Raw genomic sequence first — 17,392 nt, 5'->3', positions numbered from 1 at the left:
GATAGCCCAAGCAAAGATTGGAACGCCACATCTCAGTCGCTAAGACAGCATTCTAAGATCTCAAACTCCATGAGCACTGTAAAAAATTGTTAATTATCTTATTTTTCTCGACCTGTCAGTCTAAAAGATTCCCAAGGAAGTCTTATTTAAAAAACTGCTTACACTAATATCCGAGCAACTCAGGGTAAGCCGCACCACAGAAGCGACACCCGATCCGGGGATCGGGCGGACATGAGCGGTGTACTGCCACTGTGGTGCCGACACTTAATCTGCCTGGCGGCGGAGGAAGGCTGGAATATCCAGGTACTCCATATCCGCATCAGCAGGATTCAGTGCAGGTGCTGGTCGCTTGGGACGCTCAACCTCTACACGGGGGCGAGGGTCAGTAGCTTCACGGGACACCAGACCAGCTGCGCCATGGCTCTCTCGCATATCGCGGGACTCACGAGGCTCACGCACCTCTCGCGCATCTGCGCGGCGAGCGTTGTCCACCACCTTAGCAGGGCGAACTGCCGGGGTACCCTCCCCCAAACCTGCTGCCACAACGGTTACTCGCATCTCGTCTCCGAGCTTGTCATCCACCGCGGTGCCGATCACAACAGTAGCTTCGTCGGAAGCGATTTCCTGAACAATCTCACCAACCTCTGAGTACTCACCCAGAGTCAGCTCCTGACAGCCGGCTTCTTCGCTGCCGGTAATAATATTCACCAGGATACCGCGGGCACCGGACAGGTTCACGTTATCCAGTAATGGGCTGCGCACAGCTTTTTCCGCTGCCTCTCGGGCACGGTTTTCACCGATAGCGGAACCGGAGCCCATCATCGCCATGCCCATCTCAGACATAACTGTGCGCACATCGGCAAAGTCCACGTTCATAATACCGGGGCGGATCATCAGATCAGCAATACCCTGTACCGCACCAAGTAAAACATTGTCAGCCTCTTTGTAGGCAGACTTCATAGTGATCTTGCTGCCCAATACTTCCAGCAAGCGATCATTAGGGATGGTAATCAGTGAGTCGACTTTATCGCGCAGTTCAAGAATACCTTCCTCGGCAACTACAGTGCGCTTACGCCCTTCAATTTTAAAGGGGCGGGTAACAACTGCGACGGTGAGAATACCTAATTCTTTTGCAATTTCAGCAACAATTGGGGCACCACCAGTACCAGTACCACCGCCCATACCTGCGGTGATAAATACCATATCTGCACCTGTCAGAACCTCAGCGATGCGATCGCGATCTTCCAGTGCTGACTGACGGCCAATATCGGGATTGGCTCCAGCACCCAAGCCGCGGGTAATGGTGTTGCCAAGCTGCAGGATTGTTTGCGCCTGAATATCTTTCAGTGCTTGGGCGTCAGTGTTTGCGCAGATAAAGTCCACACCCTCCACGTCGTTGGCCATCATATGCTTAACAGCATTGCCGCCACCGCCTCCGACCCCTATTACCTTGATGACAGGTTTATCCTGTACGCTATCAACTAGCTCGAACATCGCTGTTCCCCTTTCTTGCTCATGTCGAATTTTACAGCCACGCCTAAAAAAAATCCCTTATGGGACGGCTAATTCTGGTTGCACGCTATTACAAATTACCGCGAAACCAGTGCTTTACTTTATCCCACCACGGATTATCGTTACGCGCAGGCTGCATTCTGCCCTCTGCAGCCTCTTCCTGCTGCATCGCATACATCAATAATCCAACTCCAGTGGAGTAAATTGGATTGCTCACAATATCAGTCAATCCAGAAATTCCCTGAGGTACTGCAAGCCTCACCGGCATATGAAAAATTTCCTCAGCCAGCTCAACTGCACCCTCCATTTTTGAAGAGCCTCCAGTCAAAACTACACCTGCTGCGCACAGGTCCTCAAAACCACTGCGACGTAATTCTGCTTGAACCAAAGTAAACAGTTCGTCGTAACGCGGTTCAACGACTTCAGCCAACGCCTGCCGAGACAAATCCCTGGGCGCTCTATCCCCAACGCTCGGCACCTTGATGGTCTCACCTTCCCGCGCAAGCTTTGCCAGGGCGCAGGCATATTTAATTTTCAGATCTTCTGCATGCGGTGTCGGAGTACGTAAGGCCATAGCAATATCATTGGTGACCTGATCTCCCGCAATAGGAATGACACCCGTATGGCGAATCGAGCCACCGGTAAAGACTGCAATATCAGTGGTGCCGCCACCGATATCCACCATGCACACTCCCAGCTCTTTTTCATCTTCAGTCAGTACGGCATAACTGGAGGCCAATTGCTCCAAAATGACATCCTCAACCTCAAGGCCACAGCGACGGATACATTTCTCAATATTTTGAGCCGCATTAACAGCACCGCTGACAAGATGTACTTTCGCTTCCAGTCGCACGCCAGACATACCCAGCGGCTCCTTCACTCCTTCCTGGTTATCAATCAGGTACTCCTGAGGCAGTGTATGTAGAATTTTCTGGTCAGCAGGAATAGCCACTGCCCGAGCCGCATCAATTACCCTATCGAGATCCTGCTGGGTTACTTCCCGGTCTTTAATGGCAACAATACCGTGGGAATTGAGACTGCGAATATGGCTGCCGGCAATCCCGGCATAAACTGAGTGAATCTCGCAACCAGCCATTAACTCTGCTTCTTCTACTGCGCGTTGAATGGACTGCACCGTTGACTCAATATTGACTACTACACCCTTTTTCATTCCGGTGGAACGGTGGGAGCCTATACCGACAATATTTAGTTCACCATTCGCCGAGACCTCACCGACAATGGCGACTACTTTAGATGTGCCGATATCCAGTCCTACAATCATGCGCTGATCGGATACTTGTGTCATTTTTGTTCCAACCTCGCTCGGCTGCGTCCAGGGTCTGTTTATTCATTCCACCTGGATACAAGCCTCGCCTTTAAACTTTACTTTCAACAGCAGCTCTCGCTGCATCCCTGTTTACTTTTCTTCGTTCTTCCACTGAACCGCAACCGCGTTACCATAACGGGTATCCACCCCCGCTATCTTATGTAAATGCGGCGCGAGCAAGCCACGACTCAGGAAAAGGAAGCGGTTAACCCGCTCCAGTAACGCATCATGCCCGAGTTTTAATTCAATTCCCGACACTAACTCCAGGTGCCAGCCGCCAAGGTCATCAAATGACAAGCGTTTTACTTCCATATCCCGCGTAGTTAAAAGACCCGCGAGAGCCTGGTATTGAGACATAATTTGTCCAACCAGCTCTTCGTCCCCAGCAAGTTCAGGTAATGCACCGAGACGCATATGCGCTGGGCGCGGTAGTAAAGCTCCACTAGCTACCAGTAAGTGCGCTTTACCCCAAACTGCTAATGGCTGAGCCTCTGTCACCTCAACCACAACACCCTTAGGCCAATGACGGCTAATCGACACCGAAGTAATCCAGGGATTGGCCATTATCGCAGAGCGCATCGCCCGAATATCTGCGGAAAAAAAACCAGCCTGGAGATAGGGCAACAAAATTTCTTTTAATTGCTCCTCAGACACCGCATTAAAAGTGCCACGAACCTCAACCTGCTCCAGTGTATCCACTTCACTCAGCTGGATTGCTGGTAGGCGCTGCCACAACCACAATCCTCCACTGCCAAGCCCAATAACCAAGCCTGCCACCAGTAATAACAGCAACCAGGGGCGCCAGTTAATTCTGCCTGTGCTGCCGTCGCCCCCCATGGGGCTAGCTCCGCGAATTGGCTTATCTTTCTTTCGCGTTAGCTTTTTTTTTGCAGACCTCACCGTACCTTAAGCCTCGGAAGTCTTCTCGCCCAGGCGCCACTGTGCCAACTTCTGGGACAAAGCTCCGACATTCCCGGCCCCCTGAGTCAAAACGATGTCTCCCGGCTCCAACAAATCCGCCAACACTGGTGGAACCTGATCGATGGTCTCAGCAAATATTGGATCAACTTGACCGCGATTGCGCAGGCTGCGTGCTAAGGTACGACCATCAGCACCTGGGATTGGCGATTCACCCGCGCTATATACATCCAACAAAATTAGTTTGTCCACCTCTGACAGAACCTGAACAAAGTCTTCGAAAAGATCCCGGGTCCGCGTATAGCGATGGGGCTGGTAGATCATTACCAGTCGCCGTTCAGGCCAACCATCACGCACAGTCTTGACCGTCGCAGCAACCTCTCGAGGGTGGTGGCCATAATCGTCCACCAGCATCACTTTTTCTGCGCTACCGTCGTCACTAACTGAGAAATTTCCGTAGATTTGGAAGCGACGCCCCACTCCCTGGAAACCATCCAGCCCTTTGCGGATAGCCTCATCACTGACACCCTCATCAGATGCAACGGCTATCGCTGCAGTAGCATTGAGTACGTTATGGATACCTGGTGTATTGACTGATACCCGCAACAAGTCACCACCAGGGCGCTGGACAGTAAAGTGGCTTCTTAAGGGTTCCTGGTTTACCTCGACGATACGGAAGTCATTGCCCTCAGAAAAACCGTACGTGAGCACTGGGCGCGAAAACTTCGGTATCACTTCCTGCACGTTTGCATCGTCACCACAGACCACGGCAAGACCATAAAATGGCAGGTTGTGAACAAAATCGATAAAGATCTGCTTCACTTTTTCGAAGTCGCCGCCGTAAGTTTCCATATGATCCGCATCAATATTGGTAATTACGGTTACCATAGGCTGCAGGTGAATAAAGGAAGCATCGCTTTCATCCGCCTCAGCAATCAGGTATCGGCTTTCACCCAACGCCGCGTTAGCTCCAGCTGCATTGACCAAACCACCAATAACGAAGGTGGGGTCTTTTTTATCTGCGGCAAAAATCGCAGCAATCAAACTGGTTGTCGTAGTTTTGCCGTGAGTCCCAGCAACAGCAATCCCATAGCGATAGCGCATTAGCTCACCAAGCATCTCTGCCCGACGCACCACCGGAATACGCTTGTTATGGGCAGCAATCAACTCAGGGTTATCCCCATGTACTGCTGACGAATTCACTACAACGTCTACGCCCTGAATATTTGCCTCACTGTGCCCTATCTGCACTTCGACACCGAGTTTACGCAGCCTCTCTGTCACCGGTGACTCACGCAAATCAGAACCGGAAACCTCATAGCCCTGGTTCTGCAATACTTCTGCGATGCCGCTCATTCCAGCACCACCAACCCCAATAAAGTGGATACGGCGGATGCGGCGCATCGCAGGAACAGCGTAACTTTTATCTGCGTTTGTACGCTCAGAAGACATTCTCTTAACCTTCGTCCACTTACTATTAATTATCTGGCCAAAGCCAGTTCTTCACTGCAGGCAGTCACTACCTGCTCAGTCGCATCCGTTTTAGCTGCGCGCCGTGCGGCCACAGCCATCTCCAGTAGTTTCTTTGGACTCGAAAGAAGTTCCTGTAACAACATGGAAAGCGCCTGTACATCCATTGCGTTCTGTTGAACCACAATAGCCCCCCCCGCACTTTGCAACCACTCCCCATTGCGTGTCTGGTGGTCATCAATAGCAAATGGGAAAGGAACCATAATTGCGCCTACTCCTGCGGCGGCAATTTCAGATACAGTTAAAGCACCTGCCCGGCAAATAATCAGATCCGCTGCGCTGTAAGCTTCAGCCATATCTGAAATAAAAGGTACAACCTCAGCTTCTATGCCTGCAGTACGATACGCTTCCCGAGCCAAGTCCAAGTGGCGCTCGCCCGACTGATGTACTACTTGCGGTCGCAGAGAAATTGGTAATTGAGCTATCGCCCTGGGCACCAGCTCATTAATAGCCACTGCTCCCAGGCTGCCTCCCAGCACCAGCAAGCGCAAAGGTGACTCTGTGCCTATACGCAACTGAGGCTCCGGTAAGGAGGCAATCTCACTGCGCACAGGGTTGCCGACCTGTACAGCACCGGGCAGGCCACTGGGAAAAGCTTCTAATACCCTGTTGGCAATTCGGGATAGTAAACGATTAGTAGTCCCCGCCACTGCGTTTTGCTCGTGGATAATCAGCGGAACCCCGCAAACCCTTGAAGCCACACCACCAGGGCCTGTCGCGAACCCTCCAAAACCGAGCACCAAGTCTGGCTGTACTTTTTTAATCACTGCGCGCGCCTGAGAAACAGCGCGTATTATCTGTAATGGTGCCTTTAAGAGGGCCAGTTTACCTTTACCACGTACCCCCTCCACTCGAATAAAATGTAGCGGGATATCCGCCTCGGGAATCAAACGCGCTTCTATTCCGCGCTCGGTACCTAACCATTCAACACTGGCACCCTGATCATGCAAGGCCTTAGCCACCGCCAATGCGGGAAAGACATGCCCTCCGGTACCACCTGCCATTACCAAAAATTTCTTGCCGGGAAAAATCTTTTCGCTCTGGGACATTACACTGCCTCCCCATGGCTCATGGTGCCGCCGGAACGTGCCAGGCCGAACATTGGTAGCTGCCTGAAAAGACCGAGGGCTGCATTACCACCATCTGATTGCGCGTGCAATTCACTGCGAATTCTCAATGCCAATCCAAGTAGCGCACAGCAAATTATTAAACTGCTACCACCGGAACTGACGAAAGGTAAGGTCAGTCCCTTGGTTGGTAATAAACCCGAAGCCACCCCCATATTTACAAAAGCCTGTCCAGCCAACTGCACAGCCATACCAAAGGCCAATAGTGCTGCGAAGAATTTCTGCTGAGTCAAAGCCGTACGTACAAGACGCAGTAGCGAGTAGGTCAATGCCACAAAAAGACCAACTACCACCAGGCCGCCAACCATGCCCCATTCCTCGGCAAGGATGGCGAAAATAAAGTCGGTGTGCGCCTCGGGAAGATAAAATAGTTTCTGCACACTATTACCAAGACCCACACCAAACCACTCTCCCCGACCAAAAGCGATTAACGACTGGGTCAACTGGTAGCCACTGGCAAACTGGTCGCCCCAAGGGTCTAAAAATGTCAGTAGTCGCTGCAAGCGGTAGGGGCTCGTGAGAGCCATCAAGGCAAGTCCACAGGCCGCTGCCGCTACCAGCAGGAATGTGTGTGGCAACCGAGCCCCACCCAAAAAAACCATTGCAAGCACTGTACCGGAAAGCACTACCACAGAACCAAAGTCCGGTTGTAATAACAGCAATAGTGCAACAGTGCCTAAAATAACCACCGGAACCATAAAACTGCTCCAGTGATGCAACTGCTTGTTACGGCGAGTCAAAAAGCTCGCAAAAAATACCAGCATGCAAAACTTGGCCACTTCGGCAGGCTGGATGGTAATCCCGGCAAGAACCAACCAGCGACGACTACCATTTACTTCACGCCCAATACCTGGCACCAATACGACAATCAGTAACAGGCAGGAAAACAGTAAAAGCGGCCATGACAAGCGCGACCAAATAGCCAACGGAATCTGGCTCACAACCAGTGCCACCACAGCGCCTATCGCCAGGAATGCCAAATGCCTCTTAAGGAAATACCAGGGGTCCGCATAAATATCGCTCGCAAACGCGATAGAAGCAGAAGCGACCATCACCACTCCGATACTGACCAGTGCCAGTACACTGAGCGGCAATAGGGCATCGAGGAAATCTCGCCTATTTGAAGGTGCCGGGAGTTCGTTCATCCAGCCCCCCCAGCTTCACAAAGTGCGAGAACCGAATTGCGGAAATCATCGCCTCGGGCTTCAAAATTACGATACATATCAAAACTGGCACAAGCCGGCGACAGCAATACGTAGTCACCATTATGCGCCAGTCTTCGAGCCTGAGCGACGGCATCCACCATAGATTCAGCCCGACAAATTTCACACTCGTCTGCAAAACTTTGAGCGACCTTATCGCCATCGGCACCAATAGAAACCATTGCACGCAGTGTATTTACACTGCTGCTCAATGCAGAAAAGTCAGCGCCCTTGCCATCGCCACCAGCAATCAATACTATTTTACGGCTTTCCGTTGCCAGGCCATCCAGCGCCGCCTGGGTTGCGCCCACATTCGTACCTTTGGAGTCATTGACATAAATAACCCCATCCAGGTCGGCCACCCGCTCACATCGATGTGGTAACCCTCGGAAGGTCTTCAGCACTCCAAGCATTGCCTGCATAGGCAATTCAACAGCATTACCCAGTGCGAGCGCTGCGAGAGCATTGGCAACATTGTGCTTGCCCACCATGGCCATTGCTTCTATCGGCAGCAGTCGCTCAGTACCCTGAACCAGCCAACCCTGCCCATCGACAATACGCACACCAAACTGATTAAGATCAGGCTGGTCCAGGCCAAAAGTCCACTCACGTCTCTCTCGTGACAAGGGCCCCTGAGTGAGGGGGTCAGCGCGATTGACAACAAATTGTTCAGCACCGCGATAAACCCGCTGCTTGGCCCGGTGGTACTCCACCATACTGGGGTAGCGGTCCATATGGTCCGCACTCATATTCAAAATCGTGGCGACAGTTGCCGCTAGCGAATAGGTCGTCTCCAATTGGAAACTGGAAAGCTCCAAAACGAACAATTGCGGCAAAGGCTTCTGAAGTAAATCCAATACCGGTACACCAATATTTCCCCCCACACGCACATCGACACCTGCCGCCTCAGCCATCTTGCCAAGTAAGGTGGTTACCGTGCTTTTGCCATTGGAGCCGGTAATTGCCACTAGCTTTGCGGTAGACTTTTCACGTATAAGCGCTTGGGCAAATAACTCAATATCCCCAATCACGGGAATACCCTCGGCCACAGCTTGTTGCAACACAGGTTCAGCCAGGGCAACGCCTGGGCTGGCAATAATTAAGCTGGCTGCAAGCAGTGTGTCTGGACGTAACGCTCCGGTTTCCACCGGCACTTGCGGAAACTCTTTATAAAAAGCATCTAATCCCGACGGCTTTTCACGACTATCGACAACCACAGGTGTGTGACCGTGACGCAGCAGATAGCGCACCACCGATTTTCCGGTAGCGCCAAGACCAATTACCACTTTCTGTTGCGAAGAAGTCGCGATCAGGCTCATTTGTTTTTATCTAAGCTTGAGTGTTGCCAACCCGGCTAATACGAGGATCACAGTGATAATCCAAAACCGCACAATTACGCGTGGTTCCGGCCAACCTTTTAATTCAAAATGATGATGCAGCGGTGCCATGCGGAAAATACGCTTACCAGTCAGTTTGAATGACGCCACCTGCAGGATGACAGAAACTGTTTCCATTACAAAAACGCCACCCATAATGAACAGTACAATTTCATGCCGCGTAATTACCGCAATGATTCCCAGTGCCGCACCCAGTGCCAGCGCACCCACATCTCCCATAAATACCTGGGCGGGATAGGTGTTAAACCATAAAAAACCGAGCCCGGCGCCACACAGAGCTGCACAAAACACTGCCAACTCCCCAGCTCCGGCAATTGCGGGAATATGCAGATAATTGGCAAACTCAACGTGCCCAGATAAGTAAGCAATAATTCCCAGGGCTCCGCCTACCATTACCGTTGGCATAATGGCTAGACCATCCAGGCCATCGGTCAGGTTGACCGCGTTACTGGAGCCGACTACGACAAAGTAAGTCAGTAAAATAAAGCTCACTGGCCCCAGGTTAATGGCAACATCCTTGAAAAAAGGCACAAAAAATTGAGTTTCCGCCGGGCTTGTTGCACTCATATAGAGATAAATCGCTGCGCCCAAGCCAGCAATGGATTGCCAGAAATATTTCCACCGGGCAATTAAGCCGCGCGGGTTCTTATGTACAACTTTTTTATAGTCATCGACAAAACCGACAGCACCAAATACAAAGGTAACCAACAGGGTTACCCATACGTAGCGGTTACCCAAATCCGACCACAACAGTGCAGAGGAAAAAATAGAGGCAAGTATCAGTGTACCGCCCATAGTGGGTGTACCCGATTTACTTAAGTGGCTCTGAGGGCCATCGTCACGGATGGCTTGCCCAACCTGTAAATGATTGAGCCAGTTGATCATGCGCGGCCCAACAATCAGGGAAATTCCCAAGGCAGTAAGTGCTGCCAGAATTGCGCGCACAGTTAAATAATTGAACACCGCAAAGGTGCTCACATGTTGTTGTAATAATTCCGCCAGCCAAAGCAGCATTACATCTCCCCTCTGCTGTTGCCAAGCAGTGCCTGCGCTACCAGTTCCATTCGAGCGCTGCGAGAACCTTTCACCAGTACGGTAGTATTATTGTCAAGCTCTTGAGTCACAGCCGCGATCAGCAGCTCTCTTTCCCGGTAATTGCGCAGAGACTCATGGCGCCCCTCGATAAAAGCCATACTGGCGGCAGTACCCAGCGGCCCAAAAGTAAATAGCGCATCAAGCCCCCGCTTGCGCGCTAGGGCACCGACACCACGGTGCATATCCTCGGCGTCAGGGCCCAATTCACCCATATCGCCCAATACCAAAATTTTCTTACCCGGCCGTTGCGCGAGCAGCTCTATAGCGGCCCCTACTGAACCCGGGTTTGCGTTGTAGCTATCATCAATCACCGTCGCTCCGGCGATGCCTGGCTGCTCCTGCAGACGCCCGGATACCCCGCTGATATTTGCCAGCCCCTGAACAATTTCCGCAGCCGGGATGCCTGCGGCAAAAGCGCAGCCGGCAGCAACAAGGGCATTGTGAACGTTATGCTCGCCCAGTAACTGCAACTTAACTGGGTGCGTAACACCCTCAATAACCAAGTCAAATGCGGCGCAGCCGGTTGCATCCAACTCAATATTCTCAGCGTACAGCGCACACTGATTGGAGAGACCTATCTCCAAAGTGCGCACACCTTCCGGCATGCGCTGCCGCCAGTAATCCGCATAGTTATCATCGGCATTGATAATTGCAGTACCACCAACGTCCAGACCTGAGTAAATCTGCCCTTTTGCCCTAGCAATGGCATCCACCGAACCAAAGCCTTCCACATGGGCAGGCATCACATTATTGACTGCGCTGACCAGAGGCTTGCCGATACCGCACAAATAACCGATGTCATCAGGCCCGCTGGCCCCCATTTCCAGAATCAGTACATCGTGCTGATCAGAAAGGCCAAAGAGGGTCATTGGCAAGCCGAACTGATTGTTCAAATTCCCCCTGGTCACACAGGGCGTGTGGCGCTGGGAAAAAATAGCCGAGAGCATTTCCTTGACGGTGGTTTTGCCACAAGAGCCAGTGATAGCAATTACCGGTCCCGTAAACTGTTCGCGGCACATCAGGCCAATCTGTCCAAGGGCTACAGTAGTATCCTCCACCCTCCACTGCGGCAAGCTGCAACCGGGGACTTCGCGATCAACCACTAACCCCAATACCTGGCCATCCAACTCGCCTACAAAATCATGCGCATCGAAGTTCTCACCCACTAATGCCACGAACAAAGCTTGGGGATTGAGTTTCCGGGTATCAGTAAACACCTGCGAAAACTCCACGGAACCGTTAACCAGCTCACCGCCAAAACGGGCCTGTAAATCCTGCAGGGACAAAGACCTGATCACTGGGTTTCTCCCTCCATACCCTCAGCCTGCGCAGACTTGCCAGCGCGCAAACGCAGTGCTGCCGCAGCATGTTCTCGATCGCAGAAATGAATTTTTTCACTACCGATAATCTGGTAATCCTCGTGACCTTTGCCTGCAATAAGGACGATATCCCCCGGTTGTGCCGCTGCGACAGCTTGGGCGATAGCTTTGGCACGATCGATTTCCACTTCAATATTATTGGCGGCGCCTTCAAGAATATCGTCGATAATTTTTTGTGGTTCTTCACTGCGGGGGTTATCGCTGGTCACAATTGCACGATCGGCCATCTCTGAGGCAATGCGCCCCATGGATGCACGCTTGCCGCTATCCCGGTCGCCACCACAGCCAAACACGCAGAGTAAATTGCCTCGGCAGTATGGGCGGGCAGCAGCCAAGGCAGCGCGCAGAGCATCCGGGGTGTGGGCATAATCCACTAACACTCCCACTTCATCCGCCCCCTTTACCTGTACTCGCTCCATACGGCCAGGCACCGCTTTTATAGTGGGAAAAACAGCGAGAATTTCCTCAAACGGCATGCCTGCAGATGCCGCCGCTGCAACTACCGCGAGTGCATTGTAAATATTGAAATCCCCGATCAGGGGCGCGTTTAATTCACCACGCCCCCAGGGTGAATCGAGTTCAACAGAAAAGCCCTTTTCATGACGGCAAAGATCGGTCACATGCAGGTCACCAGCTTGCAGTCCGTAAGTCAGCACACGCAGGCCGCGCAATTTACAGCGCTCTGCCAGCTGGGCACCAAAAGGGTCATCCAAGTTGATAATGCCGCGTTTCAGCTTCGGCAGCCCGAACAGTTTTTCCTTGGCAGCACCATATGCAGCCATATTGCCGTGGTAATCCAAGTGGTCGCGGGAAAGGTTGGTGAATATAGCCGTATCAAAAATCAGACCATGCACACGCCCCTGGGAAAGGGAGTGGGAGGAAACCTCCATTGCCGCAGCTCGTACTCCACGATCCCGAAAATTGGCAAAGTCTGCCTGCAGATACACAGGGTCTGGCGTTGTGAGCCCAGTTTCCTGTAACTCAATTTCCCCGTCATTCCAAATACCATTACCAATGGTGCCAATCACAGCGGCGTTGCCAAAATGATGGGCCAATAATTGAGAAGTCAGGTAGGCACAAGTAGTCTTACCATTAGTACCGGTCACCCCAACCAGATGCATTTCTCCACTGGGGTTTCCATGAAAACGCGAGGCAATCTCACCAACACGCTTGGCCAAACCCGGCACACTAACAATCTGAATGTCACCGCGGCTTTTACATTCCAGTGTATCGCCATCAGCTAGCACTGCTGCAGCGCCAGCCTCAATTGCAGAGTCAATATATTCCCGCCCATCAACGATAGAACCGCGCAGCGCCATAAATACATCGCCGGCTTTTACCTTGCGACTATCCAGGGCAACGCCACTAACGGCAATATCGGGGATACCCGCATAACCTGGCACTAATTCCTGTAGGGAAATAAATTGTTTTTCGCGCTGAGTCACGATTTTGAACCTCTCTCGCTTAACTGCGCGGCCAGCTGTCGTTCCGCTGGCTCCACTTGCTCTGGCGGTACCTGCAGCAGGCGCATAGCTCCAGCCATTACCGATCCGAATACCGGTGCCGCCACTTCACCACCGGAATACTTGTCATGGCTGAGATCATCAATAACTACAACCGCAGCCAGGCGGGGTTTGTCAGCAGGGATAAAGCCAGCAAATACCGAGCGGTAACGACTATCTTCATAACCTCTGCGGCCGACTTTGTGCACCGTGCCGGTCTTACCAGCAACACGATAACCGTCCACCTTGGCTCGACGCCCCGTACCACTAGCACCAATAACCGTCTCCAACATGGCGGTTACCTGCTGCGCCAGCGGCCCTTCAATCACCCGTTCGGGCTCAACATCGACTTTATCCCCAGATAACACTAGGGAGACTGGTCGCTTGAGCCCGGCATTGGCCAGCACGCTATAGGCCTGAGCCAACTGCACAGCATTTACTGTTAAACCGTAGCCGAAGGCAAAATTGGCCCGCTCGATTGGGTGCCAGCGACTACGGCTTGGCAGAATGCCCGGTGTCTCTCCAGGAAACCCACTGCCAACTGCCTCTCCCAGGCCCAGGCGGTAAAAGAGTTCCCGTAGCGAATTTGGTTCCAGATCCAAGGCAATTTTTGTGATACCAACCTGGCTCGACTTGGTGATAATGCGAGTGAGATCCAACTTGCCATAATTAACCGGGTCAACCAGGGTTTTGCCTGGCACACGTATATAGCCGGGGCTGGTATCAATCTGGGTGTGAGGTTTGTAGCGCCCGGTTTCCAGAGCAGCTAACACAGTCAAGGGTTTTACCGTGGAACCGGGCTCAAACTGGTCGATTAGGGCGCGATTACGCATGGCTGAGGCCTTCACGCCTTTGCGGTTGTTGGGGTTAAATGAGGGCTGGTTGGCCATCGCCAACACATCGCCACTATGGGTGTCGAGAATCACCATAAAACCCGAGGCAGCACCATTTTCAGCAACAGCTCGCTTTAACTCACGATAAGCCAGGTATTGCAGGCGCATATCGATGGACAGGCGCAAATCCTGGCCTGGCTGTGCTTCTCTCTGAATGGCCAGCTCCTGGACAGTGCGGCCTTTTAGATCCTTTACTACTTGCTGTGCACCAAGTTGGCCAGAAAGCCACTTATCGTAGGCCAGCTCCAGACCCTCCTGGCCACGATCATCAATATTGGTAAAACCCAAAAGTTGGGCAACCACCTCCCCAGCAGGGTAAAAGCGTCTGTATTCTTTCTTGCTATAAACCCCAGAAAGCCCGAGATCCAGTACCTTGCCGGCCTGTTCAGGGGTCAAGTGACGGCGCAAATACATAAACTCTTTATTGCGGTACTTTTCCAAGCGCGTGGCAAATTTAGATGGCTTTAACTCAAGGGCCCGGGCTAACTCATCAAGCTTTTTAATACCACTTTCTTTCAAAAGCTTGGGGTTTGCCCACAAACTATGCACCGGTGTGCTGACCGCTAGTAGTTCGCCGTTGCGGTCGACAATGGAGCCCCTATAAGCAGCGATTTCCTCCGTGCGAATAGTCCGCGCACGCCCTTGGTCCTGTAGAAACTGATAACCGCGTTCTGCAGCGGGCACAACCTGCAAGCGCGCCAGATGTAGCACCAAAGCCACTGCAAGCAGGCATAACAGAGCTGCCACCAGCACAAAACGCCAGCGGGCAATTCCCGGTTGAACTTGCTTTTTCTTGATTGCGCCCATATTTTTCCAGTTGGCGTTATTTTTTCACTTTGAAATCAAATTCCTTCAGGGCTCTCTTGAACAACCCGCCTAAAACCCTTTACGCTCAAAATTCTTATGCTTATTTTGGTGCCACTCTTAAAAGCACAAAGACATACAAACCACGGGGCCTAATCTATTAAGGCTTGTAGTTCTTAATATCAATCCACCGTTACCAGCACCTGATCAGATGGAGCTGGCACATGCATTTTTAATTCTTCGCGAGCTACCTTTTCCACGCGGCTGTAGGCAGACCAGGCTCCTCGCTCCAACAGCAAACGCTCCTGCTCATAGCGCAGTTCATCCTGAGCTTTTTGTGCTCTACCCAATTCAGCGGTCAGTTCTCTGCTGCGCTGGGTTGAATAAACTACAGACAGGGCTGAAGCCATCGCGGCCAACCACAAACACCCGAGCCCGATCAAAAGTTTGCCCCGCATTGCTATCAGTTCCCTGACAGCTTTTCCGCAACCCGCATTACCGCACTGCGCGAGCGCAGATTCTCATCCACCTCAACTTCATTGGCTTTCACTGCCTTACCCAGAGAGCGCAGAGACCTGGCGATCTGACTATCCATTACCGGCAGCCCCCGGGGCAGTTGCGGGCCACGCTCCTTCTCGCGAATAAAGCGCTTGACCATGCGATCCTCCAGCGAATGGAAGCTGATAATGACCAACCGCCCTCCCGGAGCCAGCAGCTGCAGGGATTTATCCAACGCGCTCTGCAAATCATCCAACTCGCCATTAACATGGATACGAATTGCCTGAAAAACCCGGGTGGCGGGATGCTTGCCTTTCTCCCAGGCGGGATTGGCCGCTTTGACTACTTCCGCTAAATCTAAAGTTCGCTCAAAGAGCTTTTCCACCCGGCGGCGCACGATAGCGGCAGCCATACGGCGAGCGAAACGCTCCTCCCCATACTCTTTGAAGACCCTGGCCATTTCAGCCTCATCTTCGGTATTCACCCATTGGGCTGCGCTGAGACCACGACTGGTATCCATGCGCATATCCAGTGGCCCATCCTGCATAAAACTAAAACCGCGTTCAGCTTGATCCAGCTGCGGGGATGAGACGCCCAAATCCAATAAAATGCCGTTGACCCGCCCCGACTGCTCAGCCGCCGCACTGTCCATATCGGCAAAAGAGCCGTGCCAGATCGAAAAACGTGAATCAGACTGAAAGCGCTGATGGGCGTATTCAATCGCCTGTGGATCCTTATCAACGGCCAGCAAACGTCCCTTGGGACCTAGCTGTTTCAAGATTGCGGCACTGTGGCCACCACGGCCAAAAGTCCCATCGATATAAAAGCCGTCTGGATCAGTAATCAGGGCGTCCACGGCCTCGCGCAGTAACACACTGCGATGCAATTCTTGAGACACCCCGTGTACTCCTTATAAAGAGAGGGATGCCATTTCCTCTGGCATTCCCTCCTCATCTTCACTGTCATCGAGCCAGGACATCCAGCGTTCCTCGCTCCAAAGTTCTAATTTTTTTCCCTGCCCTACCAGCATCAGCTTCTTTTCCAGCCCGGCGTATTCACGCAAGGTAGGTGGGATCAATACCCGGCCATTACCATCCACCTGCAATTCGCAGGCATAGCCAATTAAAAGACGCTGGGCGCGGCGCGCCACTTTATTAAAACTGGGTAGGGACTCTATCTTTGGTAAAATCTGCTGCCACTGGGGCGCAGGGTAAACCAGCAAGCAACGCTCCTCTGTATGCGCAGTAAGCACCAAACAACCGGCGCAGTCATCCAGCAGCCGGTCGCGGACCCGCGCTGGTATCGCCAGACGCCCCTTGGCATCCATATTGATTGCATGGCTACCCAAATACACTTTGAGATTTTCACTCGCTATCAATTACGCCTATCGCAGCGAACTGCACCTTTGCAGGTTGCTAGCGGGAAAACCCAAACTTTATTCGCGCAATGTAAACACCCACTTACTGGCTGCGAATAAACCACAAAGTTCCACGATTTTCCACTTTTTCCCACCTTTGACACTATAAAACTGGGTATCGCAAAGTCAAGGAAATCGACCCCAAAGTCCCCATAAACCCCAGTAAACTCGCGGCTTACAGAATAGATTTGGCGAGTGGCGCCAATGTCATCTTCACATATCAACAAATTAGTGCGAGTACTCACTCACAAAATGATCGATTATTTTAAACTAACAATTCAAGTCGTGTGACACACGCCACATAGTCGCACTGCAGCCTCGCCACATGAATTAAGCGTCAAAAACAGGGTTCCGGATTTATAGAAAAGAGAAAACCCGGCACTTGCCGGGCTTCGGGAATGGATGAGCTGGCCTATAAGCCGGGTTCTGTCGAGGACAATCATTCATCTGGGATGCCTGTCACCAGACACCTCAAGCGACCTACCCGCCCTCAGTGCGGGTCACACCTATAGAGGGCCTATTTGGTCTTGCTCCGAACGGGGTTTACCATGCCGCGGACTGTTACCAGCCGCGCGGTGCGCTCTTACCGCACCCTTTCACCCTTACCTGTGCTTCCGAAGAAGCCATCGGCGGTCTACTCTCTGCTGCACTTTCCGTAGGCTCACACCCCCCAGGCGTTACCTGGCGTTCCACCCTATGGAGCCCGGACTTTCCTCCATCACACAAGGTGACAGCGATTGCCCGGCCAGCTCGCGGCGAAGAGTAATGAGGCGACAGCGGGATTGCAACAG

General features: G+C 52.2%; 14 protein-coding genes and 1 other RNA gene. All 15 read right to left on the bottom strand.

Translation table 11 applies throughout. The features are described 5' to 3' along the window. Window positions 1-264: 264 nt before the first annotated feature. Window positions 265-1,494, bottom strand: coding sequence for a cell division protein FtsZ (ftsZ, locus tag G367_RS0108170; protein WP_020412629.1), 1,230 nt, complete (start codon window positions 1,492-1,494; stop codon window positions 265-267). Between the two features lie 88 nt (window positions 1,495-1,582). Further along, on the bottom strand, window positions 1,583-2,818 hold the full coding sequence (gene ftsA / locus G367_RS0108165) for a cell division protein FtsA (RefSeq protein WP_020412628.1): 1,236 nt from the start codon (window positions 2,816-2,818) through the stop codon (window positions 1,583-1,585). 111 nt (window positions 2,819-2,929) lie between these two features. Beyond that, a complete protein-coding gene (locus tag G367_RS0108160; protein WP_020412627.1) occupies window positions 2,930-3,676 on the bottom strand; it encodes a cell division protein FtsQ/DivIB in 747 nt (248 codons plus the stop codon). A gap of 69 nt (window positions 3,677-3,745) precedes the next feature. Next, on the bottom strand, window positions 3,746-5,209 hold the full coding sequence (murC, locus tag G367_RS0108155; protein WP_020412626.1) for a UDP-N-acetylmuramate--L-alanine ligase: 1,464 nt from the start codon (window positions 5,207-5,209) through the stop codon (window positions 3,746-3,748). 29 nt (window positions 5,210-5,238) lie between these two features. Further along, a complete protein-coding gene (murG, locus tag G367_RS0108150) occupies window positions 5,239-6,336 on the bottom strand; it encodes an undecaprenyldiphospho-muramoylpentapeptide beta-N-acetylglucosaminyltransferase (protein ID WP_020412625.1) in 1,098 nt (365 codons plus the stop codon). Next, on the bottom strand, window positions 6,336-7,559 hold the full coding sequence (gene ftsW, locus G367_RS0108145; protein WP_020412624.1) for a putative lipid II flippase FtsW: 1,224 nt from the start codon (window positions 7,557-7,559) through the stop codon (window positions 6,336-6,338). Before ftsW ends, murG begins: the two co-directional genes overlap by 1 nt. Beyond that, window positions 7,556-8,935: a UDP-N-acetylmuramoyl-L-alanine--D-glutamate ligase gene (gene murD / locus G367_RS0108140; protein ID WP_020412623.1), complete on the bottom strand. Its 1,380-nt coding sequence runs from the start codon at window positions 8,933-8,935 to the stop codon at window positions 7,556-7,558. Before murD ends, ftsW begins: the two co-directional genes overlap by 4 nt. A 6-nt stretch (window positions 8,936-8,941) precedes the next feature. Next, a complete protein-coding gene (gene mraY / locus G367_RS0108135) occupies window positions 8,942-10,027 on the bottom strand; it encodes a phospho-N-acetylmuramoyl-pentapeptide-transferase (protein WP_020412622.1) in 1,086 nt (361 codons plus the stop codon). Next, window positions 10,027-11,406 carry a UDP-N-acetylmuramoyl-tripeptide--D-alanyl-D-alanine ligase gene (locus tag G367_RS0108130; protein WP_020412621.1) on the bottom strand — a complete coding sequence of 460 codons (1,380 nt, stop codon included), beginning with the start codon at window positions 11,404-11,406 and terminating at the stop codon, window positions 10,027-10,029. The genes mraY and G367_RS0108130 overlap by 1 nt, the downstream gene beginning before the upstream one ends. Then, window positions 11,403-12,932 carry a UDP-N-acetylmuramoyl-L-alanyl-D-glutamate--2,6-diaminopimelate ligase gene (locus tag G367_RS0108125; RefSeq protein WP_020412620.1) on the bottom strand — a complete coding sequence of 510 codons (1,530 nt, stop codon included), beginning with the start codon at window positions 12,930-12,932 and terminating at the stop codon, window positions 11,403-11,405. Before G367_RS0108125 ends, G367_RS0108130 begins: the two co-directional genes overlap by 4 nt. After that, window positions 12,929-14,689 carry a peptidoglycan D,D-transpeptidase FtsI family protein gene (locus G367_RS0108120; protein WP_020412619.1) on the bottom strand — a complete coding sequence of 587 codons (1,761 nt, stop codon included), beginning with the start codon at window positions 14,687-14,689 and terminating at the stop codon, window positions 12,929-12,931. Before G367_RS0108120 ends, G367_RS0108125 begins: the two co-directional genes overlap by 4 nt. Window positions 14,690-14,868: 179 nt before the next feature. After that, the gene (gene ftsL, locus G367_RS0108115; RefSeq protein WP_020412618.1) at window positions 14,869-15,144 is read right to left on the bottom strand and encodes a cell division protein FtsL; all 276 of its coding nucleotides are present in this window, start codon (window positions 15,142-15,144) and stop codon (window positions 14,869-14,871) included. Between the two features lie 5 nt (window positions 15,145-15,149). Continuing rightward, entirely contained in the window at window positions 15,150-16,082 is a 933-nt protein-coding gene (gene rsmH / locus G367_RS0108110) for a 16S rRNA (cytosine(1402)-N(4))-methyltransferase RsmH (protein WP_020412617.1), read from the bottom strand. A 12-nt stretch (window positions 16,083-16,094) separates the two neighbouring features. Continuing rightward, window positions 16,095-16,538, bottom strand: a complete 444-nt coding sequence (mraZ, locus tag G367_RS0108105) for a division/cell wall cluster transcriptional repressor MraZ (protein WP_020412616.1) — start codon at window positions 16,536-16,538, stop codon at window positions 16,095-16,097. A 462-nt stretch (window positions 16,539-17,000) separates the two neighbouring features. Further along, window positions 17,001-17,354, bottom strand: an RNA gene (gene rnpB, locus G367_RS24990) — RNase P RNA component class A. Between the last annotated feature and the right edge of the window lie 38 nt (window positions 17,355-17,392).

Source organism: Microbulbifer variabilis ATCC 700307 (assembly GCF_000380565.1).
In the GTDB taxonomy this organism is placed as follows: domain Bacteria; phylum Pseudomonadota; class Gammaproteobacteria; order Pseudomonadales; family Cellvibrionaceae; genus Microbulbifer; species Microbulbifer variabilis.
Note: the sequence above shows the minus strand (reverse complement) of the source record. Positions and strands in the feature narration are given on the sequence as shown.

Bases quoted from the DNA above. Each gene is read 5' to 3' on its own strand.
- ftsZ (WP_020412629.1), bottom strand. From the start codon at position 1,494: ATGTTCGAGCTAGTTGATAGCGTACAGGATAAACCTGTCATCAAGGTA.
- ftsA (WP_020412628.1), bottom strand. From the start codon at position 2,818: ATGACACAAGTATCCGATCAGCGCATGATTGTAGGACTGGATATCGGC.
- G367_RS0108160 (WP_020412627.1), bottom strand. From the start codon at position 3,676: ATGGGGGGCGACGGCAGCACAGGCAGAATTAACTGGCGCCCCTGGTTG.
- murC (WP_020412626.1), bottom strand. From the start codon at position 5,209: ATGTCTTCTGAGCGTACAAACGCAGATAAAAGTTACGCTGTTCCTGCG.
- murG (WP_020412625.1), bottom strand. From the start codon at position 6,336: ATGTCCCAGAGCGAAAAGATTTTTCCCGGCAAGAAATTTTTGGTAATG.
- ftsW (WP_020412624.1), bottom strand. From the start codon at position 7,559: ATGAACGAACTCCCGGCACCTTCAAATAGGCGAGATTTCCTCGATGCC.
- murD (WP_020412623.1), bottom strand. From the start codon at position 8,935: ATGAGCCTGATCGCGACTTCTTCGCAACAGAAAGTGGTAATTGGTCTT.
- mraY (WP_020412622.1), bottom strand. From the start codon at position 10,027: ATGCTGCTTTGGCTGGCGGAATTATTACAACAACATGTGAGCACCTTT.
- G367_RS0108120 (WP_020412619.1), bottom strand. From the start codon at position 14,689: ATGGGCGCAATCAAGAAAAAGCAAGTTCAACCGGGAATTGCCCGCTGG.
- ftsL (WP_020412618.1), bottom strand. From the start codon at position 15,144: ATGCGGGGCAAACTTTTGATCGGGCTCGGGTGTTTGTGGTTGGCCGCG.